The sequence below is a fragment of the Nitrospirota bacterium genome (assembly GCA_016219645.1).
GTDB lineage: Bacteria > Nitrospirota > Nitrospiria > Nitrospirales > Nitrospiraceae > Palsa-1315.
Genome location: JACRLR010000018.1, coordinates 287,287 through 313,198 on the forward strand (window position 1 = coordinate 287,287; position 25,912 = coordinate 313,198).

Annotated in this window: 26 protein-coding genes; 19 read left to right on the top strand and 7 right to left on the bottom strand. The window is 56.5% G+C overall.

The window, feature by feature from the left end; translation table 11 throughout:
• The first annotated feature begins 17 nt into the window (after window positions 1-17).
• Window positions 18-728, top strand: a complete 711-nt coding sequence (locus HZB34_08175; protein MBI5315932.1) for a HEAT repeat domain-containing protein — start codon at window positions 18-20, stop codon at window positions 726-728.
• Window positions 729-956: 228 nt separating this feature from the next.
• On the opposite strand, the gene HZB34_08180 is transcribed toward HZB34_08175, so the two are convergent.
• Window positions 957-2,273, bottom strand: coding sequence for a UDP-glucose/GDP-mannose dehydrogenase family protein (locus HZB34_08180; GenBank protein MBI5315933.1), 1,317 nt, complete (start codon window positions 2,271-2,273; stop codon window positions 957-959).
• 165 nt (window positions 2,274-2,438) lie between these two features.
• On the opposite strand from HZB34_08180, the gene HZB34_08185 reads away from it, so the two are divergent.
• The 3 genes from HZB34_08185 to HZB34_08195 all read left to right on the top strand — a co-directional run bounded on the left by HZB34_08185 (window position 2,439) and on the right by HZB34_08195 (window position 5,209).
• Window positions 2,439-2,849: a CBS domain-containing protein gene (locus tag HZB34_08185; protein MBI5315934.1), complete on the top strand. Its 411-nt coding sequence runs from the start codon at window positions 2,439-2,441 to the stop codon at window positions 2,847-2,849.
• Window positions 2,850-2,907: 58 nt separating this feature from the next.
• On the top strand, window positions 2,908-4,479 hold the full coding sequence (locus HZB34_08190; GenBank protein ID MBI5315935.1) for a fused MFS/spermidine synthase: 1,572 nt from the start codon (window positions 2,908-2,910) through the stop codon (window positions 4,477-4,479).
• 250 nt (window positions 4,480-4,729) lie between these two features.
• Entirely contained in the window at window positions 4,730-5,209 is a 480-nt protein-coding gene (locus HZB34_08195; GenBank protein ID MBI5315936.1) for a hypothetical protein, read from the top strand.
• A gap of 80 nt (window positions 5,210-5,289) precedes the next feature.
• On the opposite strand, the gene HZB34_08200 is transcribed toward HZB34_08195, so the two are convergent.
• Window positions 5,290-5,637: a 4Fe-4S dicluster domain-containing protein gene (locus HZB34_08200; GenBank protein ID MBI5315937.1), complete on the bottom strand. Its 348-nt coding sequence runs from the start codon at window positions 5,635-5,637 to the stop codon at window positions 5,290-5,292.
• 211 nt (window positions 5,638-5,848) lie between these two features.
• On the opposite strand from HZB34_08200, the gene HZB34_08205 reads away from it, so the two are divergent.
• The 15 genes from HZB34_08205 (at window position 5,849) to HZB34_08275 (ending at window position 19,792) form a co-directional block, all read left to right on the top strand.
• Window positions 5,849-6,343: a DUF192 domain-containing protein gene (locus HZB34_08205; GenBank protein MBI5315938.1), complete on the top strand. Its 495-nt coding sequence runs from the start codon at window positions 5,849-5,851 to the stop codon at window positions 6,341-6,343.
• 53 nt (window positions 6,344-6,396) lie between these two features.
• Entirely contained in the window at window positions 6,397-6,717 is a 321-nt protein-coding gene (locus HZB34_08210; GenBank protein MBI5315939.1) for a Rieske 2Fe-2S domain-containing protein, read from the top strand.
• Window positions 6,714-7,070, top strand: coding sequence for a protease inhibitor I42 family protein (locus tag HZB34_08215; protein MBI5315940.1), 357 nt, complete (start codon window positions 6,714-6,716; stop codon window positions 7,068-7,070). The genes HZB34_08210 and HZB34_08215 overlap by 4 nt, the downstream gene beginning before the upstream one ends.
• A gap of 2 nt (window positions 7,071-7,072) precedes the next feature.
• On the top strand, window positions 7,073-7,912 hold the full coding sequence (dat, locus tag HZB34_08220; GenBank protein MBI5315941.1) for a D-amino-acid transaminase: 840 nt from the start codon (window positions 7,073-7,075) through the stop codon (window positions 7,910-7,912).
• Window positions 7,913-7,966: 54 nt separating this feature from the next.
• Window positions 7,967-8,506, top strand: coding sequence for a ribosome maturation factor RimP (locus HZB34_08225; GenBank protein MBI5315942.1), 540 nt, complete (start codon window positions 7,967-7,969; stop codon window positions 8,504-8,506).
• A 69-nt stretch (window positions 8,507-8,575) separates the two neighbouring features.
• Window positions 8,576-9,757 carry a transcription termination/antitermination protein NusA gene (nusA, locus tag HZB34_08230; protein ID MBI5315943.1) on the top strand — a complete coding sequence of 394 codons (1,182 nt, stop codon included), beginning with the start codon at window positions 8,576-8,578 and terminating at the stop codon, window positions 9,755-9,757.
• A gap of 13 nt (window positions 9,758-9,770) precedes the next feature.
• Complete coding sequence (infB, locus tag HZB34_08235) at window positions 9,771-12,344, top strand: translation initiation factor IF-2 (GenBank protein ID MBI5315944.1); 2,574 nt, start codon at window positions 9,771-9,773, stop codon at window positions 12,342-12,344.
• A gap of 21 nt (window positions 12,345-12,365) precedes the next feature.
• Entirely contained in the window at window positions 12,366-12,647 is a 282-nt protein-coding gene (locus HZB34_08240) for a DUF503 domain-containing protein (GenBank protein ID MBI5315945.1), read from the top strand.
• A gap of 345 nt (window positions 12,648-12,992) precedes the next feature.
• Window positions 12,993-13,331, top strand: a complete 339-nt coding sequence (rbfA, locus tag HZB34_08245) for a 30S ribosome-binding factor RbfA (protein MBI5315946.1) — start codon at window positions 12,993-12,995, stop codon at window positions 13,329-13,331.
• 16 nt (window positions 13,332-13,347) lie between these two features.
• Window positions 13,348-14,301: a tRNA pseudouridine(55) synthase TruB gene (truB, locus tag HZB34_08250; GenBank protein MBI5315947.1), complete on the top strand. Its 954-nt coding sequence runs from the start codon at window positions 13,348-13,350 to the stop codon at window positions 14,299-14,301.
• Between the two features lie 43 nt (window positions 14,302-14,344).
• Window positions 14,345-14,614: a 30S ribosomal protein S15 gene (gene rpsO / locus HZB34_08255; protein MBI5315948.1), complete on the top strand. Its 270-nt coding sequence runs from the start codon at window positions 14,345-14,347 to the stop codon at window positions 14,612-14,614.
• 215 nt (window positions 14,615-14,829) lie between these two features.
• Window positions 14,830-16,947, top strand: a complete 2,118-nt coding sequence (gene pnp, locus HZB34_08260) for a polyribonucleotide nucleotidyltransferase (GenBank protein ID MBI5315949.1) — start codon at window positions 14,830-14,832, stop codon at window positions 16,945-16,947.
• Between the two features lie 5 nt (window positions 16,948-16,952).
• Window positions 16,953-18,206 carry an insulinase family protein gene (locus tag HZB34_08265; protein ID MBI5315950.1) on the top strand — a complete coding sequence of 418 codons (1,254 nt, stop codon included), beginning with the start codon at window positions 16,953-16,955 and terminating at the stop codon, window positions 18,204-18,206.
• Window positions 18,207-18,552: 346 nt separating this feature from the next.
• Window positions 18,553-19,062: a hypothetical protein gene (locus HZB34_08270; GenBank protein MBI5315951.1), complete on the top strand. Its 510-nt coding sequence runs from the start codon at window positions 18,553-18,555 to the stop codon at window positions 19,060-19,062.
• A gap of 52 nt (window positions 19,063-19,114) precedes the next feature.
• Window positions 19,115-19,792, top strand: a complete 678-nt coding sequence (locus HZB34_08275; GenBank protein MBI5315952.1) for a hypothetical protein — start codon at window positions 19,115-19,117, stop codon at window positions 19,790-19,792.
• Between the two features lie 56 nt (window positions 19,793-19,848).
• Here HZB34_08275 and mutS read toward each other — a convergent pair whose 3' ends face one another.
• The 5 genes from mutS to HZB34_08300 form a co-directional block, all read right to left on the bottom strand.
• Window positions 19,849-22,515 carry a DNA mismatch repair protein MutS gene (gene mutS / locus HZB34_08280; GenBank protein MBI5315953.1) on the bottom strand — a complete coding sequence of 889 codons (2,667 nt, stop codon included), beginning with the start codon at window positions 22,513-22,515 and terminating at the stop codon, window positions 19,849-19,851.
• Window positions 22,508-22,840 carry a LapA family protein gene (locus HZB34_08285; protein ID MBI5315954.1) on the bottom strand — a complete coding sequence of 111 codons (333 nt, stop codon included), beginning with the start codon at window positions 22,838-22,840 and terminating at the stop codon, window positions 22,508-22,510. Before HZB34_08285 ends, mutS begins: the two co-directional genes overlap by 8 nt.
• Window positions 22,833-23,456 (bottom strand): tRNA (adenosine(37)-N6)-threonylcarbamoyltransferase complex ATPase subunit type 1 TsaE, encoded by a 624-nt coding sequence (gene tsaE, locus HZB34_08290; protein ID MBI5315955.1) that lies wholly within the window; start codon window positions 23,454-23,456, stop codon window positions 22,833-22,835. The genes HZB34_08285 and tsaE overlap by 8 nt, the downstream gene beginning before the upstream one ends.
• A complete protein-coding gene (locus HZB34_08295; protein ID MBI5315956.1) occupies window positions 23,428-24,981 on the bottom strand; it encodes an NAD(P)H-hydrate dehydratase in 1,554 nt (517 codons plus the stop codon). Before HZB34_08295 ends, tsaE begins: the two co-directional genes overlap by 29 nt.
• A gap of 143 nt (window positions 24,982-25,124) precedes the next feature.
• Window positions 25,125-25,838 (bottom strand): pyridoxine 5'-phosphate synthase, encoded by a 714-nt coding sequence (locus tag HZB34_08300; protein ID MBI5315957.1) that lies wholly within the window; start codon window positions 25,836-25,838, stop codon window positions 25,125-25,127.
• Between the last annotated feature and the right edge of the window lie 74 nt (window positions 25,839-25,912).

Below are 25,912 nucleotides of genomic sequence, written 5' to 3' on the forward strand. Positions count from 1 at the left end.
CGTAAAGGATATAGATCATGGCAGATGAAGTTCCTCCGAAGCTGATTCAGATCGGTCCGAAAGGCGGAGTGAAGAAGGACGGATTCAATCTCGTGACGGAACGAGTCGTCGCGGTGAACCCTGAGGCTAAACAGCTCGAAGTCGAACTGTTGGCATACGACGGGAAGACGGTCGTGCTGGACGTCGACGATGGGGCGTTGGAGGAGCTGAAGCAGATCAAGGTGGGGGATGGTGCGACGATTCGTGTCGTCGAAGAAGGCGGGCGACGGGTCGCCAAGAGTTTTCGGATTCGCGCGAAGGATCCCAATGCGGCACGCGCCGACGCGATGCTTTTGGACCTGAAAGATACCCACTGGCTCAATCGAAAGTATGCGGCTGAAGTGCTGGGTGAGCTCAAAGACATTCGCGCTGTGCATCCATTGGTCGATGCCTTGACGGATGAAGTCGGCGATGTTCGGCAGCGGGCCTATGATTCGTTGATTAAGATCGGCGGGCCTGCTGTACCGTCGCTCGTGCCCCTGTTGGTTTCGGAGGAAGACGAGATCAGACAATCCGTAACCGAAATCATCCGCAAAATCGGAAAGCCGGCGGTTGAGCCGTTGGCCACAGCGCTCGCCGAGGCCGATGACCGTCTGAAGACTAGGGTGATGAAGGTGTTGGACCGGATGGGCTACAAACCGAAAGTCAATGATGGGGCCAAGTCCGTCGAAGTGCCGCGACTCACGTGAGGAGGGGATGGAGGCTGATGACCTTCTGTGCTCGCGCAACGCGCGGCCTCAGAAGGCCCTCGTTGGACGCGCGCAGTAGAAGATCAATCAGCCCCCATCCCAGCAAGCTTGGAGGGACATCGCTATCGCTCGACACCCGCATTAGCATTAGAGGATCGACCAGGTTACCCTTCACATCCCTTGCTGCGAAACGTTCTAAACATCCTGCTAATGCAATTGTTACTTCGGCTAGGAAGGAGTCTTGGTCGGCCTTCCAACCGAAATGTGTCGCAGACCAAAGGCTGCGACTCGGTCAGGTTCATAGACATTGCGTAAATCGAAGAAGATGGGTTGGCGCAGTGCCGTTTTCAGTCTCTCGAAGTCAAGCGTTCGGAACTGGTTCCATTCGGTCATGAGAATCAACGCATCTGCTCCCTCTGCCGCTTCATAGGCATCTTTGCAGGGGACAAGGCCCGGCACTGTTTGGCAGGCCTCCTCAAGTGCGGCGGGGTCGTACACTCGAAGCGTTGCGCCCTGTTTGATGAGTTCTTGCGCGATAGCCAGGGCCGGCGCATCCCGCAGGTCGTTGGTATTGGGTTTGAACGACAGCCCCAACATGGCGAAGGTCTTTCCTTTAAGTTCCCCGACCGTCTTCGTAATCTTTTCAACCATTCGGCCCCGCTGCTGTTCATTGACAAGGGCCGCAGCGCTGGCAATCTGCATGGGGTAGCCGACTCGCTCCCCTGTCTGGACGAGGGCTGCCAGATCTTTCGGGAAACAGGACCCACCGAACCCCGGTCCTGCATGGAGAAACTTCGATCCAATCCGGTTGTCGAGCCCCATGCCTTTCGCCACCATTTGCACGTTGGCGCCCACTCGCTCACAGACTGTCGCGATTTCGTTGATGAATGAAATCTTGGTGGCGAGGAAGGCGTTGGAGGCGTATTTGATCATTTCAGCAGTCGGGATGTCAGTCACGACGAACGGGGTCTCGATGAGGTAGAGCGGGCGATAGAGGTCTTTCATGATGGCAACCGCCTGCTCGCTATCAGCCCCGATGACGACCCGGTTCGGCCGCATGAAGTCTTCGATGGCGGATCCTTCCCGAAGAAATTCAGGGTTGGAGACGATGTCAAACCGAAATTTGCCGGACTGATTCGCATTGATCACTTCACGCAACTTTTCTCCGGTTCCGACGGGGACAGTCGACTTCGTGACAATGACCTTGTACCCGGTCATGGTTCTGGCGATACCTCGGCCGACTTCTTCTACGTAGGAGAGATCTGCTGACCCGTCTGGTTTCGGCGGAGTTCCGACCGCGATGAAGATGACGAGGGCTTTGTCAACGGCTTTGGCGACGTCCGTGGTAAAGCTGATCCGGTTCTCGCGAATACCTTTTGCGACAAGCTCCGTGATCCCTGGCTCATAGAAGGGGACATCACCCTTCTCAAGTCTGGCGATCCGTTTGGCGTCTGTGTCCATGCAGGTCACGTTGACACCGAACTCCGAAAAACAGGCTCCTGTGACCAATCCGACATAGCCGGTTCCAATCACGCTGATATGCATAGGCTCCGTCCTCCATGAACATGAACGATTTTTGTCGAGTATATCAATGGTATATGGGTCGATCAACAAAGTAATGGAAGGCACGATCAACGTGAGGAACCGCGCGTTGACAGGTGCAGAAGGGCTGAGTACTATTTGCTCCCTACGTCGGACGGATCCTATCGTATGACGACTCAGAGCAGACCTCTTCAGCGGCCGCTTGTAATGATGATGTGCCGGACCTTGCGTACGATCAGTCCGGACGCGACATTATTGGAGGCCGCTTGGCTCATGCGTGACGAAAAGGTCGGTGCCCTGCTCGTCCAAGAGGCAGGCCACTATAGTGGCCTCATCAGCGAATCAGACCTGGTCCGCAAGGGAATGGCCGAATCGCGTCCGGCGCACGAGACCCTGGTCCGTGCCGTGATGAGTCGCCCACTGTTGTCGATTGACAGTGCGAGCTCAGCCCATGAAGCGAGTGAGAAAATGGCGGAGCATGGGATCCGCCATCTGGCAGTTTCCGATGAAGGACAGATCGTCGGGATCGTCTCCGTCCGCGACCTGTTACGCTACTTCAAAAACTGGGGCGACGTGTGATCATGTGGGCTCGCAGGGCAGGGCCGTCTTGTTTCCCTACCCTATATGATGTTTCCGCATGAGTGTTGTCATCCGTTCGCCCCATGCCCCCCGATGGTTTCTTCTGATGACGGCGCTGGCCACCGGCGCGGTGGTCATGGCGTTGGAAATTGTGGGAAGCCGTCTTCTCGCTCCCGTCTTCGGAAACTCACTCTTTGTCTGGGGCGCGTTGATCGGAGTGATTCTTGCCGCCATGAGCGGCGGGTATGCTTTCGGCGGGTGGATTTCCGACCGGTACCCCGATGCACGAGCGTTAGCCGGTCTGTTGTTGTGCTCCGGGGCCTGGACCTTTCTGATTGCCTGGCTTGGCCAGCCGGTACTCTTTAAGGTGGCGGCTGCGGTTGAGGATCCTCGGTGGGGGCCCTGTATTGCCGCGGCGTTGCTCCTGGGACCACCGGCTTTTGGTCTGAGCGGCGTGCTGCCGGCTATGTTGCGACTCGCGGTGTTGGATTTTGAGTATCTCGGTCGGCACACCGGTCGGATGATCGCGCTCTCGACCATGGGGAGTTTGGCAGGAACATGGGGGACGGCGTTTTTCTTTCTGTCCTGGATCGGGAGCCAGGCGCTGATCGCCTGGCTCGGCGCCATTCAGGCCCTGCTTGGCCTCTGGTGGTTGATCAGGGGGATGACCGCACGGCCACTAGTGATCGGAACGCTGGCCCTCGGCGTCGCAGGGTTGGGGACTGGTGCCTGGTTCCCGATCCAAGTGTTGCCGGTGCCGGTGTATCAGGAGGACAGCCCATACCAGCAAGTACGGATTCGGGATGACGACCTGTTTCGCTATCTGATCTTGGACCGGACCTACCACGCAGTGATGTGGAAGGCAGATCCGATTGCCCTGTTTCTTCCCTATAGTCAATTGATGGTCGCGTCGTTGGCCTTGGTGCCCGAACCAAAACGAGGTTTGATCCTCGGGCACGGAGGCGGATCGCTGGCGAAATGGCTCGCGTCTCGATGGCCTGAACTTGAACTGGATGTGGTCGAGATCGATCCTGCGGTCGTCCGCATGGCCGAAGAATATTTTTCCTACCATCCCCCTCCCCAACACCATGTGCACGTTCGGGACGCCAGGGTATTTCTCAATTCCACGAAGCGGACGTATGAGCTCATTTGGGTCGATGCATTTGCCAGACAGATGATTCCGTTTCACCTGACCACGGTGGAGTTTTTCGCGGAATTACGCGCCCATCTTGCGCCGAACGGTGTTCTGGCACTTAATTTAGCCTCATCTGGCGAAGGTGGAGATCTGTTGCGGGCCGATGCGGTCATGCAGACGATGAGGCAGTCGTTTCCCAATATCGAATCCTTTGCAGTGAAGGGGCCATGGCAGTCCTCTCAGGCGAGATCGGCTAATCTGGTTTTTTTTGCCGGCGGGCCAATCGGCCAGGAGATGCCTTCAACCATCGTGGCCGATGTAAATCGGCTGGTTGAGAAACAGCTTCTTCCATTTGAAGCCGTTACCTTGCTGGGCACCCATCGTATGGAGCCTTGGAAGACAGGTGTCGTGTTGACCGACGACTATGCGCCGTTTGATCTCTTGATCGGGTCTACAGCTCAAGAAAGCCAGCCGGAGGCGGCTGGCGTAAAGTAAATGATTGAAATAATTCTGACTTGCCTATTGATGCGGGCATTTTTGTCGAAAGGGGAGTCTGGAAAAGAATTCGATCAAGGTCCTTGCTTCCGTTTTTGTCGTGGTGTTATTTATAGGGGGTCTTCTCCAAGTGAGAAATGTGGTAGGGAATGAAAGGGCGATCGATAGAGAAATAGTTTCGGCCACGTGGGATTGGCGGTAGGTTTTCACCGGTTCTAATTTCATCTCTTCTTTTTTAAGGAGGTAGGTCATGGGCAAGGCGATGTTGGGGGTCTTCTTCGGCCTCGTGATGGTCGTGGCTGGGGCATCTGCGGCGTTTGCGCTCCAGGCAGGTGGAGTCGAAGTCGGAGATTTGGAGACCGGCTCCGTCGTAGGTCAGTCGTTCAAAGAGTTGGATGTCGATGCCTCGCTGTTCTCGGTCGAGATTGGAGATATGAAGACGTGGTATCCACCGGTCACGATCATCGACTTCAAAGTCCGGCCTGGTCGTCCTGTCCTACTGAAGGTGACGAACAAAGCCACCGCTGAGCATGGATTTCAGATGACCGATGCCCCGAACGCTGGTTCACCGTTTGTGATGAAAGCCGAAGTGGTGTTGAAGCCGGGCGAAACCAAGTATATCGGTATTCCGACCAGCGACATGTTTTATGCCACTCAGGGGAATACGCTGATCTATCGCTGTCACCTGCACCCTGGGCATGTCGGTGGCAAGCTTCTCATGCTCAAGTAATTACGTCGAATGGTGTGAAGTAGAAAGGCCCTGCTTTTCAGAGAAAAGCAGGGCCTTCTTTGTTGAATCTCGATGAGAAATTAGTTGCGCACTCCGCTCCAGACTTTCGCCGCATCAATTTCCTTATCTGGATTGAGTGTCTTCGCTCTCTCCAGTAGGACTTCCGTCGTCTCTGGATACAGCGGATCAGAAATACAACAATTATCGACTGGACAGACGGCGGCGCACTGTGGTTCGTCGAAGTGTCCGACGCACTCAGTGCAACGGTCGTGTGCAATCACATAGATACTATCGCCGACTCCCTGACCATCGCCCACATGATTGCCCTTCGCTTCCGCATCGCTGCGAGTCTCGAAAATCGCCTCGTTCGGGCATTCTGGCAGGCAGGCTCCACAGGAGATACATTCATCGGTAATCAGCAACGCCATGACCCTCGCCTCCTTCTCACGACAATGAAACACACACGGTTGACAAGATCACCCCGTCACGACCATGATGCGTGGCGCGATGTGGGCGTCATTCTAGTCCGCCGCTCTTTTCCAAGTCAACAGAACGACACTTGCTCAGAAGGCCTAGACCCCCTATATTTGTGGGCCTTTGGGCTCAGGGGAGTTACGGTAGTCGTAAGAAGGAATGTGTATGGCCACTTCACCGCCAAGCGATGGAGGGCAGAAAAAGAAGCGCATCATCACGCTTGGCCTCATGGCGGTTTTCTTGATGAGCGCGTCGTTTTTCCTCATCGATCGGAAAGAAGAGACGATCATTGTCGTGACCTTTCCAAGTGGCCGTGAACTTGAGATGGAAGTGGCGGATACACCGGAGAAACTGCTCGTCGGTCTTGCCTTTCGAGAGACGCTGCCAGCGAATGGTGGAATGCTTTATATCTTCGAGTCGACCGGTCAGAACCACGTCTGGACCAAGGAGTATCGCTTTCCGGTAGATGTGATGTGGGTTGATGAAAGCCATCATATCGTGGGGCTCAAAGAAAATGTCGCCCCCTGCCGGGAATCTGACTGCCCCAGATATAGTTCCTCTCCGGAAGCGGTCCGGTACGCGATTCAGGCAGAAGCGGGTTTTATCAAGCAGGAAGGGATTATCCTGGGCCAGGAGCTGAAATATACGCTTCGAATGTGACAGGCTGTGAGCAGAAGACGCGGCGGACCACAGAAGGAAAGGAGCAAGAGAGCATGCTAGAGGGGTTTCAATCCGTCGCGCTGGCCAACGAGTTACCGCCCGGTCAGGCCAAAGTCGTGATGGTGAACAATCGGGAGATGGCGCTGTTCAATATCGAGGGAACATATTTCGCAATCCATAATCGATGTCCCCATGAAGGTGGACCCTTGTGTGAAGGACGCGTGAAGGGTTTTGTCGTAGCCTGTCCGTGGCACGATTTGGCATTCGACGTTCGAAATGGGCGAGGGACGGACGGCGGTGGATATTGTGTGGGGAGTTATGACGTGCAGGTGGAAGGAGAGGAGATTTTTGTCGGACCTCGGCGGAAACCATGAGCACAATCTCTGGGCACGACCATGGTGGGGCCACCAACAAGGATGGAGCCAAGGTCATTGAGACAACTCTTGAGCAGCCGGTCCAGATTAATCTTTGGGAGGACAGAACCAGAGGAGAACTCTGGGTCCCGACCTATGATCCTACGGGGCTCGAGTTGCTAGCCGATGACTACCTTCGCATCGCGGGGAATAATGCGGTCGATAACGGCCAGCGGACATTCGAGTTTAAAGCGGTCAAGCTGGGGACTCACCGCGTGTTGTTTGAAAAACGCATGGGGTGGAAATTTACCGCTGAAGATCGGCGCGTGTTTGACGTGACGGTCGCTGACCCCTCCTTCCGGAAGAGTGGGTGATCATGCCGGATGTGGCCTTTATCAATGGAGCGTTCATGCCGCTGGCCGAGGCGAAAGTTTCGATCGAAGATCGAGGCTTTCAATTTGGTGATGGCGTCTATGAAGTCGCGCGTACGTATGGCGGGCGGCCCTTCGCGCTTGAAACCCATCTGGCTCGACTCGATCGCAGCGCGAAGGCGCTTGATTTGACGCAACCCTATTCCAGCGTCGAGTGGACAGGCCATGTGTTGGAAGGCATTAGACTGGCTGCCTATCCTGAAGCAAAAATCTACATTCAGGTTACCAGGGGTGTCGCTCCCCGTGATCATGCCTATTCAGCCGAAGCGACGCCCACGGTCGTCATGACGGTACGTGAGTTTCATGCGCTCGATCGGTCGATACAGGCAGCCGGTGTGGAAGCGATGACGGTGGAAGACATCCGATGGGGGCGCTGTGACATCAAGAGTGTCAATCTCTTGGCCAACGTCCTTGCGCGGCAACAGGTGAAGCAGGCTCGAGTCTTCGAAGCTATTCTGGTTCGAGCGGGCCTGGTCACCGAAGGGGCAGTCAGCAACGTGATGATGGTTCAAAGGGGAGCAGTGGTGACGGCTCCCGAAGGCCCGCGCATTCTGTCCGGGGTCACGAGAGCCATGGTGTTGAACCTCGCTCTACGCGAAGGCCTACCGGTTCAGGAACGTTTTGTTGCTCAGGCAGACCTCTATGATGCTGAAGAAGTGTTTCTTACAGGGACCACGGTCGAGGTCTTGGCCGTCGTCCGTATAGACGGGAAAGTCATTGGAAATGGACGGCCTGGTCCGATCACCCAACGGCTTGCTGCTCGCTTCACGAAGCGGGTCGACTAGCCCCTTGCTTTGGCATAGGTAGCGTGCTATGGTCCTCGGACTGGAAGTGGGCTCATGCCCACTTTTTTGTTTGATCTCTTGAATGAGCTATCCAAAAATACGGGGCCGGAGGTGTCGCGGAAGGAGTCCCGACCAGTTGTCGATCGTATCAGTGAGGTGGTGTCGCCCATCCTCTGGGCACTGGGTTTAGAATTGATCGACATTGTGTGTGTGGGGCAAGGCGCGCGGTCAATCGTTCGCGTGTATATCGATAAATCGGGCGGCGTTACGGTAGAGGATTGCGGGCGTGCACACCTTGCGATCGGTCCGGCCCTGGATGTGGCTGATCCGTTCCCCCATGCCTATACATTGGAAGTCTCCTCGCCTGGTCTGGATCGAGCCTTCAAAGGGATTCAGGATTATCGTCGGGCATTGGGGAAGCAAGTGAACGTGAAGCTCAGGCAGCCGATCAACGGGCAGTGGCGTGTGGTCGGAGAGCTGATGGAAGTGAATGAACAGGGCGTGACAGTCGTGGTGCACGATCGGCGTTCGGAGCGGAAGGTTATGCTTGAGTTCGGCTCAATTACTGACGCTCGGCGTGCCGTGACGTTTTAGGCTGTCTCGGGGTAGATCACCGCAGTGTGGAGACCGAAACTGATAGGAACGGTTGCCGGAGAGTGAGCTATGAATCGAGAATTGATTTCAGTCATCGATGAACTTGGTCGGCAAAAGGGTATTGAAAAGAGCCGAGTCATCGGGGCGATCGAAGCCGCCCTTCAAGTAGCTGCCAAGAAGCGGTTTGGACAGGCAGAGAATATTCAAGTTGAGATCGACCCGAAGACAGGTGAGATCTCCGTCGTATCGAAGAAGACCATTGTCGATGCGGTCATCAATCCGAAAACGGAAGTGTCCCTTCAAGAAGCTCGCCAGTTCGACAACGAAGCAGAAGTCGGTGATGAGATTGGATCGCTTATCGAGATGAGCGATTTGGGACGCATCGCCGCGCAAACCGCTAAACAAGTCATCTTCCAAAAGGTCCGTGAGGCGGAGTGGGAGGCAGTCCAAAAAGAATACTCCACGCGGCAAGGAGATCTGGTCAATGGCATCATTCTCGGGGTGGAGCGCCGGAACTACTTGGTGGATTTAGGTAAGACCGAGGCGGTGTTGCCGATTCAGGAGCAGATTCCGCGAGAAACCTATCGCGGTGGTGATCGGGTAAAGGCCATGCTCTTAGAAGTGCGACGGACTCCCAAGGATGTCCAGGTGATCTTGACTCGGAGTCATCCGCAGTTTGTGGCGAAACTCTTCGAGTTGGAAGTGCCGGAAGTGCTCGAGAAAATCGTTGAGATCAAATCCATTGTTCGGGAGCCTGGTGATCGGACCAAGATCGCCGTGACGTCCCGCGAGAAGGCTGTTGATCCGGTCGGGGCCTGCGTCGGGATCAAAGGGTCACGGGTTCAAGCGGTTGTTCGCGAGCTGCGCGGGGAGAAAATCGACATCATCACCTGGACCTCAGATCCGCGGGTGTTCATCGCCGAGGCCTTGAATCCTGCGAGCATCGAGAAGGTCGGCGTCGATGAGGAAAAAAAATCGGCGTTGGTTGTGGTGGCAGATTCACAGCTGTCATTGGCCATCGGAAAGAATGGTCAAAATGTGCGGTTGGCAGCGCGTCTGACCGGCTGGAAGATTGATATCATCAGCGCGACGGAATACGAAAAAGAAAAGGCCGAACGGGATAAAGAGATTAAAGCGGCGTTGGCGGAGGAGACCGAAGCGCTGCATCAGCAGGAAGAGGCCCGTGAACTGGAATTGAAAGCTCGGGCGGAATCGGATGCCGGACAGGGGGAGCCGGACAAAGAGGAGTAGGTGCCAAATTCTTATGCGCGTGTATGCGTTGGCTAAACAGCTAGGGATGGAAAACCGCGACCTTATTCCGGAATTGAAACGGATGGGGATCACGGTCGCGTCGCATAGCAGCGCGTTGGATGATGATGTGGTTCAGAAGGTATTGGAGAAGCTTGGACCAAAACTCAAGGCTCACGGGAAAACGACGGGTGAGACGGCAGAGGCCGATGCGGGGCGGGGTGAGCGGATCAAGATCGGTAGTGCGCCTGAGCACGCGACGGGAACCAGGGCCGGTTCGTTCCCGGCAACTTCGACTGCGGAGGAGCCTGCCAAATCCGACAAGCGCCGCATTCTGATCAAGCGCAAACGACCCGATGAACTTCCAGCGGATGAGGCGCTGTCGGTACCGGCAGTTGAATCAGCAGGCGCAAGCGGATCGCCCGGCGATACTGTGGTGGTGAGCCCGCCGCCTGTCGTGCACCCGCACACGGGAACTCCACCCGTTGCGCCGGTTGACCTGACGGTCACATCAGACCAGCCGCACGTGATCGGAGCGACAACCCCTCCTGCTCCTGCGCCCGTTGTCAAGCCCGCTGTCGTGCCCAGCATCGATATCATCACAGGAAAAAGAAAAACCCTCTCTCTTGATGAGATGCAGGCTGAAGGTCTGAAAGAGAAGGCGAAGAAAGTTCGTAAGCCGGGCCGTACGCGAGAGGAAGAGGAGCTTCGGCTTCGGGAGGATGCAGCTCGCTGGCAGGACCTTCGTGCTATTCCGATGCAGGCGCGTCGCGATGACCGTAGTAAGCACGCGCATCACAGCACCCCCGGGGAGGTCACCAAGCCACGAAGGAAGAGCTTCAAGTTTGTGCCAGGCATGACGGTGAAGGAATTTGCCGAACTGATCGGGCAGCGCCCGGCCGACATCATGCGCAAACTGATGGATATGGGCCAGATGCTCACGTTCAATCAAACCATGAACGTCGACGCAGCCGGGATTATTGCGGAGGAGCATGGAGTCAAGATCGACGTCTCGATAGAGAAGGCCGGAGAAGAGTTGCTGGATTCCATCGTGCAAACGGATGAGAATGTCCAGCTTGAGCCGCGGCCGCCGGTCGTGACGATCATGGGCCATGTCGATCATGGCAAGACCTCGCTGCTTGATGCCATCAGGCAAACGAAGGTGGCGGAAGGAGAGGCGGGGGGGATCACACAGCATATCGGTGCATACACGGTCGGGGTGCGCGGGAAGCAGGTGACGTTCCTGGACACACCAGGCCACGAAGCCTTCACTGCCATGCGAGGTCGTGGCGCCAAGATTACGGATATCGTCATCCTGGTCGTGGCAGCGGATGATGGAGTGATGCCGCAAACGATCGAAGCGATCCATCATGCCAAGGCCGCGTCCGTTCCGATTATCGTGGCCATCAACAAGATCGATAAGCCCGGCGCCAATGCCGACCGTGTCAAAAACGCCTTGTCCGAGCATGGACTCATTTCAGAGTCCTGGGGCGGTGACACGATCATGGTTGAGGTCTCGGCCAAAGAGAAGATCGGCCTGGATACCTTGCTGGAGATGATTCTTCTGCAGTCCGAAGTGCTGGAGCTGAAGGCAGATCCACATCGCATGGCTAAGGGCGTGGTGGTGGAAGCCAAGCTTGAGCGAGGGCGTGGTCCTGTGGCGACGGTGCTGGTACAGGGCGGAACACTGCGCGTAGGCGACGTGTTTGTCGTTGGGACTGTGAGCGGGAAGGTTCGCGCCTTGATTGCACATACGGGGGCAAAAGTCCAAGAGGCCGGTCCTTCTATTCCTGTTGAAGTGGCTGGGCTCCCAGGTGTGCCGTCCGCCGGTGATGTATTTCAAGTCGTCAAAGACGAGCGGATTGCGCGAGAAATTGCGGAGGACCGAGCTCGTAAACAGCGAACGGCTGATCTGTCTGTGTCAGCGAAGGTCACGCTGGACGACCTGTTCTCCAAGATTACGGAAGGATCCGTGAAGGAGCTGGCACTGGTGATTAAGTCTGATGTCCAGGGGTCGGCGGAAGCGCTGACCGCAGGTGTTGAAAAACTTACGACCGATGCTGTCAAGCTGCGCGTCATCCACAGCGGTGTCGGCGGGATCACAGAGTCCGATGTGCTGCTGGCTGCTGCGTCCAACGCCATCATTGTCGGGTTCAATGTCAGGCCTGAGCCGAAGGCCTCCGCGCTGGCCGAACAGCAAGGTGTCGACATCCGTCTGTACACCATTATTTACGACGCCATGGCAGAAATTAAGGCCGCGATGGAGGGATTGCTGGAGCCGACGCTGAAGGAGCGGACGTTGGGGCGGGCCGAAGTGCGACAGGTCTTCACGGTGTCCAAAGCTGGCATTATTGCGGGGTCTTATGTGGTGGATGGCACGATCACCCGCGCGGCTGTCGGAGTCCGAGTGATTCGCGATAACGTAGTGGTCTATGAGGGGAAGCTCGGATCGTTGCGTCGCTTCAAGGACGACGTCCGTGAAGTGCAGCAGGGTTACGAGTGTGGAATCAGCGTCGAGAATTTCAACGACGTCAAGGCAGGGGACATCATCGAAGCCTATGCAATCGACAAGATTGCCGCAAAACTCTAAGGTATAAGTCTGCCCGTGGGTATCATCGTCGGGCTCTGCACGGTCGAGTTGTTCATTCCCGAGAGTCAGTCATTGAAGGACAAGCGGCAAGTGCTCTTGAGTCTCAAAGATCGGTTGCGGGACAAGTTCAACCTCTCGGTTGCCGAAGTCGATGGACAGGACCTGTGGCAGAAAGCCGTCTTGGGCCTTGCCTGTGTGGCCAACGAAGGACGATACGTCAATCAAGTGTGTGAGCAGGCGCTGAATCTGATTCGAAGCGTGCCTGCAGTGGAGATCGTCCAGTCTCGAGTGGAATTGCTGTAACGGCGATATGCCCGTCAGGGTGCTCAAAAAGGCCACGGTTCTCACCCGCCCAAACCCAGCGCGCCAAGACGCGCTGTTCCGCGGGCAAGGCCGCAGCAAGCGATTGGGGACAGCCACCTTTCCGGTTGGTGGCCCTCGAGCCTCTGAGTGGAGCGAGAACGAAGCTTGGGGAAAGGCGCGGCCCTGGGTGAAGAGGCTGTCTTGGCAGACACAGGGTGGGTGGGTGAGATGATCGCCGGGATTGGGCGGGTGAGAAGGACGACTTTTTCAGCATCCTGCTAGGCGGAGTGTGCGGTGGCCAAGACGGGGTACCATCGGGCTGACCGTGTCGCCGATCAAATCCGCATGGAAGTGGCGGATATCCTCATGCGGAGGATCAAGGACCCGCGTGTGCAGTCCGTGACCGTCACCGACGTGAAATTGACCAGCGATCTGCGAATTGCTCGTGTATTCGTGACGGCCATGGGTACGGAAGAAGAAGAACGGAAGGTCTTTGTTGGGTTGGCCCAAGCCAGCGGGTTTGTGCGCGGTGAGCTGGGGCGTCGCCTCTCGCTCAGGTATTTGCCGGAAATCGTATTTGCCAAGGATATCAGCGGACCGAGGGGGGATCACGTGTTGAAGTTATTGGATGATCTGCATGCCAAAGCCAATGGCGAGCCGTCTGAAGAGAATAGGAACTCGTAGGAACGGGGATGCAATAATGGGGCTCGTACAGGGTTGTGCCATCGCCGACGGTGTTCTGACGATCAACAAGGAAGCCGGTTGGACATCCCACGATGTCGTGGCGAAGGTGCGGCATCTTCTCGGCGGAGTCAAGGTCGGTCATGCCGGCACCCTTGATCCTGCTGCAACGGGAGTCTTGCCTCTGCTGATCGGGCGGGGGACCCGCATCGCTGAATACCTTCTCGAATGGGATAAAGAGTATCTCGCGGTACTTCGCCTAGGTGAAACAACTGATACGCAGGATGCGACAGGAACGGTGCTGGTGAGCCGGGACCACGATCAGTTGACCCCGGAGGCGATCCAGGAGGTCGTCGATCGATTTCGCGGGCCGATTGAGCAGGTTCCGCCGATGTATTCGGCGGTCAAGGTCGGAGGTGTCCCTCTATATAAATCCGCTCGGGCGGGTCACACGATTGCGCGGGAGAAACGAACGGTCGTCATTCATACCCTTGAGGTGCTGGCCATTGAAGGGCGGGACGTGACCTTGCGCATTGTCTGCTCGAAGGGGACCTATGTGCGGACGCTCTGTGCCGACATGGGAGAGGCTCTGGGTATCGGAGGCCACATGTTGACGTTGCAGCGGCGACGAGTAGGGCCTTTGACGATCGATCATGCGCTGACGGTCGATGAGGCGGTCAACCGTCACGCGCTCGGTCGATTGGGAGACGATCTCCTGTCACTCGATCAGGCGTTGGACCGACTGGCCATTATGGTGGTAGATGGGCAGACCGCTGACCGCGTGCGGCACGGGGCTCCGGTGCCTGCGGCCAAGATCCTTCGCTGGGATAGGGTGGCCGATCGAATGTACGGGTCACGCAGGCCGGTCCGTATCCACGATATCGACGGATGTCTGGTCGCGATCGCAATATGTCCGGAGACTTCGGATGGTTCATTCAAAGTAGAAAAGGTGTTGACCGGTCAGGAGATCTGACACTTCATTGCTGGTGCAGGAAGGAACAGGAAGGAAAGAGCCCATGGCATTACTCAAGGAAGCGAAGACCGAGTTGATCAAGCAGTACCGGCAGCATGAGACGGATTCCGGCTCACCGGAAGTCCAGATTGCGGTGTTGACCAACCGGATCACGTATATCACGGAGCATTTCAAACTCCATAAGAAAGATCATCACTCACGACGTGGCCTGCTCCTCTTGGTTGGGCGTCGCCGGCGGTTGCTCGACTATCTTCGCGGCGTCAGCGATGCACGCTATCGTGCGGTGATCGAGCGATTGGGCATCAGAAAGTAGCGTCCCGTCTCGCCGTTGCGCCAGGGGGCGCACCGCGGGCAGTCATCAGCCGCACAGGTGAACACTGAGCTGCGCTCACGGCCAATAGTTTTCAGTTGTGAGTGTTGAGTTCTGAGTTATCCGGAATACACTCAAAACTCAGCACTCATGACTCGACACTTTTGGATGAGCGCATCTCTGTGGGCATCTGTGAGGCCTAACCAGAGGAGTCACAGATGGTACACACAGTTGAGTTAGAGGTTGCCGGGCGTATCCTGCGGCTTGAGACAGGTCGTGTGGCACGCCAAGCAGACGGTTCGATTTGGGCCTCGTACGGCGACACCGTCGTACTAGCGACAGCCGTGGCGTCTCAGGTTGCCAAGTCGGGGGTAGATTTTCTTCCCCTCACGGTCGATTATCAGGAAAAATCCTTCGCAGCAGGTAAGATTCCAGGGGGGTATTTCAAGCGAGAAGCGCGTCCATCCGAAAAAGCGGTGCTGACCAGCCGGCTGATCGATCGGCCGCTCCGTCCTCTTTTCCCCGAAGGCTACTACTTCGAAACTCAAGTCATCGCTTCAGTCCTTTCGGCTGATCAGACAGGTTCGTCCGACATCCTCGCCATTATTGCCTCCTCTGCGGCCCTGACCATCTCGAATATTCCGTTCGACAATCCGATCGCAGGTGTGAGGATCGGGCGGCTGAACGGCAACTTCGTGGTCAACCCCGATCTTGAGACCGTGGCGAAAAGCGAGCTGCAACTCGTCGTGGCTGGGACGGCTGATGCGGTCATGATGGTCGAAGCAGGGGCGAACGAATTGTCCGAAGCCATCATGCTCGAGGCAATCGAGCTTGCCCATCTCGAGATCAAGAAGATTGTGGCCAAGATTCGCGAGTTACAGTCCGTTGCCGGGAAGCCCAAGCGGAAAGTGGAAAAGGAGCAGATCGATTCCGCGCTCGCCGCGCAGGTGAAGGCCCTGGTGGCGCAAGGCATTCGCGAGGCCATCATGATCCCGAACAAAGCGGCGAGGCAGGAACGGTTGGATGAAATTAAAAGCGACGCCGTCCAAAAACTCCAAAATGTGGGCGATCCGAATCGGGAGCGGCACGTCAAGTTGGTGTTTCATGAACTGGAGTATACGGAAGTCCGGAACATGATCCTGGAGAAAGGCTCGAGGGCGGATGGACGTGGTCCCGCTGATATTCGCCCGATCACCTGCGAAGTCGGTGCGCTGCCACGGACCCACGGTTCTGCGATCTTCACCAGGGGCGAGACCCAAAGTTTGGCTGTGGTGACGCTCGGAACCACGGACGACGAGCAGCGAATCGATGCGTTGGAAGGGGAATACATGCGGACGTTCATGCTTCATTACAATTTTCCGCCGTTCAGTGTCGGCGAAGCGCGGCCGCTTCGCTCACCGGGGCGCCGGGAAGTGGGTCATGGCGCATTGGCAGAACGGGCATTGGGTTCGGTGGTGCCCAGCAAGGAGGCATTCCCCTATACGCTTCGCATTGTGTCAGACATCCTCGAATCCAACGGATCCTCCTCGATGGCGACCGTCTGTGGGGGGAGTCTTGCCATGATGGATGCAGGGGTACCGATTAGAGAAGCCGTTGCCGGGATCGCCATGGGATTGATCAAGGAAGGTGATCGAGTCATGATCCTCTCAGATATCCTCGGGCTGGAGGATCACTTGGGGGACATGGATTTTAAGGTGTGCGGTACGAGGCAAGGTGTGACGGCATTGCAGATGGATATCAAGATCGGCGGCATTACGTCGGCATTGATGCAAAAGGCTTTGGAACAGGCCAAGGCAGGCCGATTGCACATTCTGAGCTGTATGGAGAAGACGCTCCAAGCGCCACGAACAACCCTGTCGGCCTATGCGCCACGGATTTTCACGATGAAGGTCAAGCAGGACAAGATCCGCGAGATCATCGGTCCCGGCGGCAAAACGATTCGCGGTATCATTGCGGATTGCGGGGTCAAGATCAATGTTGACGACAGCGGGACTGTGACGATCGCATCGGTTGATGGAGCGTCGGCTGAAAAGGCCAAAGACATGATCAGTCGGATCACCGAAGAGGTCGAGATCGGAAAGATTTATATGGGTACGGTTCGGAAGATCATGGACTTCGGCGCGTTTGTCGAAGTCTTGCCGGGAACCGATGGGCTCGTGCACATCTCACAGTTGGCGCACCATCGAGTTCAAGCTGTGTCCGACGAGGTGAAAGAAGGCGATCAAATTCTTGTGAAGGTCCTGGAAGTGGATCGCCAAGGAAAGATTCGTCTCAGCCGCAAGGAAGCCATGCCGGCTCCGACCGGAGCTGGTGCGCCAGATCCGTCTGCCAGGTAACTGCGTTGTACCGCAAGCTTGTCCTGGACAATGGGGTGCGGGTGGTAACCGAACGGCTACCGACGCTCAAGTCGGTCACCGTGGGCATATGGGTCAACTCTGGGTCGCGGGACGAGCAGCTTTCCGAGGCAGGCTATTCTCACTTCATCGAACACATGCTCTTCAAGGGAACGAGCACACGATCCTCCGCCGAAATCTCGCGTGAAATTGACGCGCTCGGCGGAGAGATGAACGCCTTTACGTCGCGTGAGACGACCACCTATTACGTGAAGGTGTTGGATCTGCAACTACCGCGGGCGGTCGAACTCCTTTCCGATCTGTTTTACCATTCACGTTTCGAATCCAAAGAAGTCGAAAAAGAAAAACAAGTCGTGTTGGAAGAAGTTCGCATGGTCCGGGACGATCCCGAGGACCTCGTGCAAGAGCTTCACTCGGGTCAAGTGCTGAAACGCCATCCGCTCGGCCGCCCTATTCTGGGCCGGGAGAAGACAATCGGAGGGCTTCGTCGACAAGACCTCCTGCACTTCATTGACACCCATTATGATCCGGCGCAGACGATCGTTGCCATTGCCGGGAACTTCGATCAGGCTTATCTTGATCCGATGGTCGCGAGGTATTTTGGCAAAGATCGAGGGCCAATGACAAATAGCGTTAACGGGCGTCGTCCTCCCGACCTGCATGGCGGTGTCTTGTTGAAGAAGAAACGGTTAGAGCAGGTGCATTTGTGCCTTGGTCTCAAAGGCATCGCTGCTGGCCATAAGGATCGTTATGCACTCTATGCGCTCAATAGTGTGTTAGGTGGCAGTGTGAGTTCACGTTTATTTCAAGAAATACGAGAAAAGAGGGGCCTTGCCTACTCGATTTACTCCTTTCTGTCAGGCTACTCTGACGGCGGCATGATCACGGTCTATGCAGCGACAAGGCCGAAGGAAGTGGACCGTGTTGTAGACCTCGTTTGCCGAGAAATACGGAGAATCGGGGCCCATGGCGTCGGACGGAAAGAGCTTGAAGGAGCTAAGACCCAAATGAAGGGCAGCCTGATGCTGAGCTTGGAGAGTTCTCACAGCCGTATGAGTAAGCTTGCGAAGGATGAACTGACATATGGGCGGCATATGTCCCTGGAAGACATGTTGGCGCAAATCGATTCTGTCAATGAGGAGCAGGCCCTCAACGTGGCCCGCCAATTGTTCAGGCTGGACTCCCTCGCGATCACAGGGCTCGGGCCCCTCGCTTCGCGTAGTCTTCAAGGTTACACATAAGAATTTTCTAATCCCCCACTTGTCGAGCCCAAGTAGCGTCGGCGATGGTTCAACGAGAATACATCTAACATATTGATTGCATTACTCTAATTTGGCCATAATCGACAAACATAACAGGGCCAATAATTCCTTGACACAGTTTCATGATTTCAGTACCATGACCAAAATTTTACAATAGTTTTCAATCGAAGAAGCACTACACCAAGTAGCACAAAGAGATACAGCAGAGTCAAACATCGCTCTGGTTTTTTTGGATCACCGAATCTGTTTTTCGAGATTTGTCGTTCCTGAAATAGTGTCCATCGGTTATTGTGGCTGTTATTTTTTTATGGAGGAGGGACTAGGTATGTCAAAGGCCATACTTATAGCCGTCGTTGCAGCATTTTCCGCGCTCGGTATGCTGACGGGCGAGTTCGCCGTTGCTGCCGATGCGCCAACTGGGGCTGGCCCGGTCGACAACATCGTCGGCGGTAAGCCCATGAAGGGTGAGGTTACCAAGACTCTCAAGGGTCGGGTATGGTCCCAGTGGGCCGACAACCCGGATGGGGAATTGCTCTTCGGCATTCAATATTGGAACAGCGGCGAGCCTGGGTCGGGAACCCCGGCCGGCCGGTCGTCCTCCAACCTTGATGTGAAACCACCGGATCCCCTGTTTTCCTGCTGTGGTTGGGGGTTTGTGGGTGGCACCGATAAGAACAATCCATATTCTGGTTGGTACCATGCCTCGACAACCGTTCGGTTGGCAGTGAAGGATAAGGCCCTTATGGACCAAATCATCAAGGCCTCTCAGGAACTCGTTGCCATGGAAGTAAGTCTGGATGGTCGGACGATTACCGGCTTTAAAGTTCTTAAGTAATAGGCCTTGACAAGCATTTATTCTTTCATGTTCTGTTAAGGAGGATGCGATTATGACGTTTCATCCGAAAGGCTGGGCCGTGATGGCAGCAGCGGCGCTGGTGGTTTCTGTCGCCTCCACTGCACTGGCGATCGAATCATTTCAGGAACGGTTTGAGTGGGGGGACTTGAGCAAGCCGACAACATTGCAGGGCCGCGTGATCGTGCTGGATCCTTACGATGAAGCGGTCTGGATCAATGTCGCAGTGTTCGGAGGCAACGCCGAGAGTGGCCTTTACTGGCAGAAGATTCACCCAGGTAAGAATCTCAAGTTTTACGCCGACAAGGGGGCGTGGGAAGAGCTAAAAAAAATGGGTCGTCTTCATGCAGGACCGGCAGCGGCCAAGGAAGTGCCGCCGTCCAGTACGACCGATTTGATCGAATTTACCGTGACAGAGCCGGAGCAGAATCACCGTGTCATTTCTTCGGTCAAGAAGCTTCAGGAAGTGGCCGGTTCCATGGGGAAGCCGCTTAGCATCTCCGGTCTTCGATTAAAGGAGTGTGCGGGAAAAAGCGAAGTCGAGGCAGGCTGTGCGGCAGCAAAGCAGCAGCTCAATACCTCACCGATGTCTCCGGATGGGTCCCAGGTCCTCATGCAGTACGATGTATTGCTCCCCGGTGGGCAACCCGTTGCCGGATTGATTCCCTGGACCGCGAAATACAACACTGGCGCCGGCGCTGCTCATCACTAAACTGAGTCAGTCTCTGTCTATGGAGGCGGCATTTCCGAAAGGAGATGCCGCCTTTTTTACTTGTCTCGGTTGTCTGGGCCGGTTGGACCGATCCGTCGCTGGATGTCAGCGAGGCGATTGAGTGCGTCGAGCGGTGTCATGGAGAAGAGGTCAATTTGTTTCATTTCCTCGATAATCGGGTGCGGCTGGGGAAGGGAACCGCATGTTGCTTCCTTCTCCGAAGATAGGGGCCTGTTCTCGGTGGCAGCGTCCGGTTGTTCCAATTGGGCCAGGACTTGTTGCGCCCTGGCGATGACTGTTTGTGGAAGACCCGCCAGCTTGGCGACATGAATACCATAGCTGCGGTCTGCACCCCCCGGCACAATTTTACGGAGGAATACCACGTCGCCGTCGCGTTCTTGGACTGCTACGCAGTAATTCTTGATCCCCTCCCGTAACCCTTCCAATTGCGTCATCTCATGATAGTGAGTCGCGAACAGGGTTCTGGCTCCCAAGTGTCGGCGGTCTTGGATATGCTCCGCGATAGCCCAGGCGATGCTGAGTCCATCATATGTGCTGGTCCCTCGGCCAATCTCATCCAAGAGAATCAAGCTGCGGGAAGTCGCACTGTTCAGGATGTGAGCGGACTCAATCATCTCCACCATGAAGGTGCTCTGCCCTGCAGCCAAGTTGTCCGAGGCTCCGACCCGTGTGAAAATTCTGTCGACCAGTCCGATACGCGCCTCGGCGGCCGGCACGAAGCTTCCGATCTGCGCCAAGAGGACAATCAGGGCGACTTGGCGGAGATAGGTGCTTTTCCCTGCCATGTTGGGTCCAGTGAGGATCACAAGCCGGTTACCTGCACAGTCGAGGTCCGTGTCGTTGGGAACGAACGTCAGGTCGTGACTGAGCTGCTCGACCACAGGGTGGCGGCCTTCTCGAATACAGATCGAACCGCCCCCATCGACCAGGGGCTTGACGTAGCGATGTAATGCGGCAGTCTCGGCTAGCCCGGCGAGGACATCGAGCAAGGCGACGGTGTGGGCCATCGTTTGCAGGCGCGGCATTGCATCTGCCAAGCGCAGGCGCAATTGCTCGAATAGTTCTTGCTCAAGTGCCAACAGTTTAATTTCAGCGCCTGTGACACGCTCTTCCAGCTCTTTCAGCTCCGGCGTCATGAATCGTTCGGCATTGACCAGTGTTTGCTTGCGAGTATAATCAGGCGGGACACGGGCGAGGTGCGTTTTGGTAATTTCGATGTAGTAGCCGAACACCTGATTGTAACGAACCTTGAGTGAGTCGATCCCTGTGCGCGCTCGCTCTTTGGCTTCCAGTGAAGCGATCCATTGCTTGCCTTCCGTGCTCGCCTTGCGCAGCTCATCGACCATGGGATCGTAGCCTTCCCGAATCGTGCCACTGTCGCGGAGCGATATCGGCGCATCAGGCTTGATGGCTTGGTCAACCGCATCATACACATCACGACAATCGTCCCACGACTTGCGAGCGGCGGTCAGCAACGACGCATCGAACGGCTGCAGGTGGGACCGTAGCTCCGGCAGGGCACTCACGGACTGTTTCAAGGCGAGCAGTTCGCGAGGCCCGATGACACCGAGCGTCACACGGCTGCTCAGGCGGGCGATGTCTTGGATGTCACGGAGCGTGGTCCGGAGCGACACCCGTTGTTGAATCCGGTCTTTCAGCTCACCGACCGCATCGAGCCGAGCTTGAATGGCGCTGCAATCGAGGAGTGGTCTGAGGAGCCAATCGCGTAACAAGCGACTGCCCATCGCCGTTGCCGTGCGGTCCAAGATAGACAAGACTGTCGGCCGGCCCTGTCCCGATCGTGGCTCACTGGCTTCCGATGGTTGAACGAGTTCGAGGTTGCGAATCGTTGCGCTGTCCAGATGCATGCTGTCACCGCTCCAGCGCGGCTGCAGGCGCCGGAGGTGTGCGAGAGAGGCGGACGGTTGGGTTTCACGAAAATATCGCAGAACCGCTCCAGCGGATCCGATCCCGACGGTCAGGCCGCGACAACCGAATCCCTCGAGCGAGTGCACCGCAAACTGCGCCTGGAGTAGTCGTGCGGCCTCTTTGGGATTGAAGAAGGCTGAGGGTTTGGCGCAGAGACGTGCTCCTGACAGTCGAGTCAGGCATGATATGGCGTTGGTGTCCGAATCGGGATGAAGCACTTCTCGTGGCTCCAGTCGGGCCAGCTCATCCATCAGTTGAATCCCTGCCCCTTCTCCCTCGAACTCTGTCACCCAAAACTCTCCAGTGGAGACGTCAAGACAGGCCAGCCCCGCGATGGGGCCTCGCTTGAGAGACGGGGCCATGACGTCGGAAAAGGCGACGGCCGCCAGGAAGTACGATTCTCCGGGGGAGAGAAACTCGGTATCGACCAACGTCCCGGGTGTATAGAGACGAACGACTTCACGGCGCACAAGACTCTTGGAGAGTTTTGGATCCTCCACCTGTTCGCAGAGCGCGACAGTTCGCCCGGCCTTGAGGAGCTTTGCAATATAGCCTTGCGCGGCATGGTGAGGCACTCCACAGAGAGGCACTGGGTCGATACTGGACTTATCACGAGAGGTCAGGGTGATGGAGAGGAGCTTGGAGGCAATCTTTGCATCCTCGTAAAACATTTCGTAGAAGTCGCCGACGCGGAACAGCAAAATAGCATCGGAGTAGCTGCGCTTGATTTCGCGGTATTGCCGCATCAACGGTGAGGCGTCCGCGTCACTCATCGTGTAACTCGTCAGTCAGGGTGGGGGCTACTTGACTGGTAGCCTTTTCGAGCGAGTGGCGCAATCGTTCTAGGTCCACCTCAGCTTCCTGCAGTGCCTTGGTCTTTCGGCGAAGTTCGATCCGACCCCGTATCCATGGGGGGAAGAGAAGGATTCCTGAAACCAGCAGACCCATTCCGAATCCGGCGAGGATAGGTTTATAGATCGGAGTGGAGGCTTCGAATAAACCAAAGAAGTACCACAGTGTGACTTCCTGCTCCTGGTTCTGAAGGAAAAATGCCAGGGAGAGGAGCAGCAAAACTCCTACCAGAATCAGTCTAATCATGGCCTAGTTGGTTCTTCCCTGTCATAGCCTGGTTGCTTGCTCGATGCCTCTTGGCGCTCTTGCTGTACTGCCGCCGAGCGAGAGTGAGGACCTCCTGAGACTTCGGACCAGTTACGTTCAACCGAATTGTCCGACTCCGTGCGGCACGGTGGTTCAGCGCAATCTCGATCCGGTCCTGCGGTAGTTCGGCCAAGCCCTTGTCTGCCCATTCGATGGCTGTGACGGTTTGGCCGGAGAAATATTCGATCAGTCCTGTCGATTCAAGCTCGCGCAATGAACGGATACGATACAGATCCACATGCGCGAGCGGCAGGCGCCCTTGGTATTCGTGAATGACGACGAAGGTCGGGCTGGTTACGGCTGTCGGCGATGCGTTCAGGCCCACAGCGATTCCGCGGACGAGCGCCGTCTTGCCGGCTCCGAGCGGTCCGTAGAGCGCAATCGTTTCCCCTCCGCGAAGCACACGGCCAATCGCTTGCCCCAGCCGAGTCGTATGCTGGTGCGATGTAGAGACCAGTTCCCACGGGAGGTCCGATGCAGATGCACGGAGAGCGGAATGCCGTCCTGCTCTCGTTGGCCTGGTCGCCTTAGATTGTTGTGGTTCGCTGGAGTGCATAAGGAATCTGAGCGATGAGGTCACTGGCAAGCATCCCTGGTTGTCCGAGCTGTCGGGCAGCCAAGTCGCCGGCCAAGCCATGAAAATAGGTTGCGGTACAGGCGGCCTCCCATGCCGAGACCCCTTGTCCCAGCAAACCGACGACCATGCCGGTGAGTACATCACCGGTCCCTGCTGTGGCCATGCCGGGATTGCCGGTTGGGCAAATGGCAACGAGGCCATCGGGGCGGGCAATAACGGTGCGGGCGCCTTTTAAGACGACGAACACGCCACGTTCCTGGGCAAACCGTTTGGCCGTACCTATTCGGTCTGCATTGACGCTTTGGGTCGTGGCATCGGTTCCGAGTCGAGCCATCTCACCAGGGTGCGGGGTCAGAATGGGGGGTATTTTACATTCTGTCAGCAACAAGGCGCGACCGGCCAAGGCGTTGAGCGCATCGGCATCGAGGACGCAGGGCCGATCCAGATGTTTCATGATCGACTGGACGAGTTCGACGGTTTCGTGATGTGTGGAGAGCCCGGGACCAATGGCGATTGCCTTGCGTGCCTGGATAAAGGCCAAGATTCGGTCGAGGCCTGAACGGGCCAGGGTACGAGCTTTCGTTTCGGGAAGAGGCATCGTCATCGCTTCCAATAGCTTTGCTTCCAGGACATCGTTGACGCTGCTTGGGGTAGCGACAGTCACCAGGCCGGCTCCGATGCGGAGGGCCGCCTGGGCCGCCAACGCTGCCGCGCCGGTCTTCCCTACAGACCCTGCAATAATTCCCACATGGCCAAAGGTTCCCTTATGCGCGGAGACTATGCGTTCCGGTAATGACTGAAAAGCACCGTCCTGTGTCAGGAGGAAGGTCCGGCTCTCAATCGCATCCACATAGGCTGGTGGAATGCCGATATCTGCGACGCGAATTGCGCCGGCCTGGTCGATCCCAGCGCCAACATAGAGGCCGAGTTTCGGGAGACCACATGCGACAGTCAACGTGGCGCGGATCGACCGACCTAGGATCGTGCCGGTATCGGCATGGAGGCCGGAGGGGATATCAACCGCAATGACCGGTTTCCCCGCGCTGTTGATGAGATCAATGGCCTCGCGATAGGTTCCGGTCACGACTGACGATAAGCCAGTACCAAGGAGCGCATCAATGAGGATATCACTGGAGGCGAAGAGGGATTGCATCTGGTCGGCAGACCGGAATCGAACGATCGCTGCTTGTCCCGCGACCTTGGTGAAGCGACGGTACATGATCGCGGCATCGCGATTCAGGTCGGTAATCGGTGTGAGGAGCATCACGTGAATTCGAGCATGTCGGCGATGCAGCAGTCGAGCCACAACCAATCCGTCTCCTCCATTATTTCCTTTTCCACAGATGATGGTAATGGTCTTGCCTCGTGCCGGCCCATAGTATTCCTCCAGATATTTGACAATTCCCTCGCCGGCTCGTTCCATCAAAACGGCGCTGGGAACATGGGCTTCGATGATCGTGCGGCGATCGAGTGTCTGCATCTCGGTTCCGGTAACGATCTTCATCGGAGGCCTTGCGTGCGGGAGCGATACCGCATGGGGAACCGGGCGGACAGGGAGAGAAAAGAAATCTGTTGCCTACATCGCAATGTCATGACAAGGGCAACATTGTTCAGAGCGAAGTGCGGATGTCACGGTGGCTCAACGGTTCAATTCAGCAAGGCTTTCATTTCTCTCACAGCCTGGTCGAGGCCCACCAGAACCGCCCGGGCAATAATGCTGTGGCCGATGTTGTATTCGGCGATTTCTGGAATGTGCGTCAATCGCGTCACGTTACGATAGTCTAAGCCGTGTCCGGCATTAACACCCATTCCGAGTTTGTGTGAGAGCTTCGCAGCCTGCGTAATGGCTTCAACTTCTTCGTCTGCTTCTTTCGAGCGCCGGGCATTGGCATAGCGACCTGTATGGAGCTCGACGAAATCTGCTGAGACTCTGTGAGAGGCTTTGACTTGTGCCAAATCCGGTTCAATGAAGAGACTGACGGGGATGCCGCCTTCCTGGAGCAGGTTCACGATCTGCCGGATACGATCTCTATGACCGGCCACGTCGAGGCCCCCCTCGGTTGTGAGTTCCTGACGCCGTTCCGGGACGAGTGTGACCAGGTCTGGTTTGATGGCCAGGGCAACTTTGGCCATTGTCTCATCGGCGGCCATCTCCAGGTCGAGCTTGGTGTGTAAGATTTCTCGCAAGAGACGAAGATCGCGGTCTTGAATATGGCGCCGATCTTCCCTGAGGTGGACGACAATACCATCGGCGCCAGCTAATTCTACTAACAGGGCAGCGGCGAGGGGGTCCGGGTCCGTTCCCCCGCGGGCCTGTCGCAAGGTAGCCACATGGTCGATGTTTACCCCGAGTCGTGGCACCGGTCCCCCGTTCTGCTAGGTGGAGCAAGGAGAAACTGAGTTGCATGATGCGTGCGAAAGGTGTTGCAGTTGTA